This window comes from Flavobacterium columnare NBRC 100251 = ATCC 23463, assembly GCF_002530675.1.
Taxonomy (GTDB): Bacteria; Bacteroidota; Bacteroidia; order Flavobacteriales; family Flavobacteriaceae; genus Flavobacterium; species Flavobacterium columnare.
Genome location: NZ_PCMX01000138.1, coordinates 1 through 654, shown reverse-complemented (window position 1 = coordinate 654; position 654 = coordinate 1). Strand labels below are relative to the sequence as shown.

Sequence of the window (654 nt, the reverse complement as noted above, 5' to 3'; positions counted from 1 at the left end):
GATCGAGGCATTCCGCAAATAAGTTTTTTGTTTTGATCTAACAAATAGCCTATATGTACTTCCGTAGGATATTCTTCAGGCGAGCATACTGTTACCGCATATGAAAAATTCTCTTGTGTCATTTTATCGTGTTTTTTATTTGTGTGTTTGCATCCTCCTAATGGTAGGATAAACAAAAGGATAAGGAGCTTTTTTAGTTTAGTATCCATTTCTTTTACTCTTTAACTTATTATCGTACCTTTTTACTTCACAAAACTTAAAAACATGTATTTCTTATCCTCCCCAAACACCTACTACTTTGTATTTTGTAAGGGGGATTTCTTCTGTTGTACATTTTACTGAAATTTTCATATCGTCGTACATAAAGGTTGGTTTTATAATTATATCTATGGGGGTTTCAGGATATTTTCTCTTTAATTTATCAAATACTTGTAGCATTTCTCGATCATTGAAAATGATTTCGGTACTATAGGTTCTAAATATAAAATTACATGTATAAGGAATTCCTTTTATCATGTATTCTTGTTTATTTAGTTTTTCTTGTAATACCTCATCTGCTTCTGCATTGTAATACAAATAATAATTATGAGTAAATTTATCTTTTTCATCATAGGATTTAAGTACAAAACGGTACTTGTATTTTTCTCTGTACTG

1 protein-coding gene and 1 pseudogene are annotated in these 654 nt (G+C 29.7%); both read right to left on the bottom strand.

The genetic code is table 11. The features are described 5' to 3' along the window. A partial coding sequence (locus B0A78_RS13475) for a DUF2931 family protein (protein ID WP_123907305.1) occupies positions 1-209 on the bottom strand: 209 nt, incomplete at its 3' end. Positions 210-273: 64 nt separating this feature from the next. Continuing rightward, a pseudogene (locus B0A78_RS13470) lies at positions 274-654 on the bottom strand (DUF2931 family protein); the annotation flags it as partial.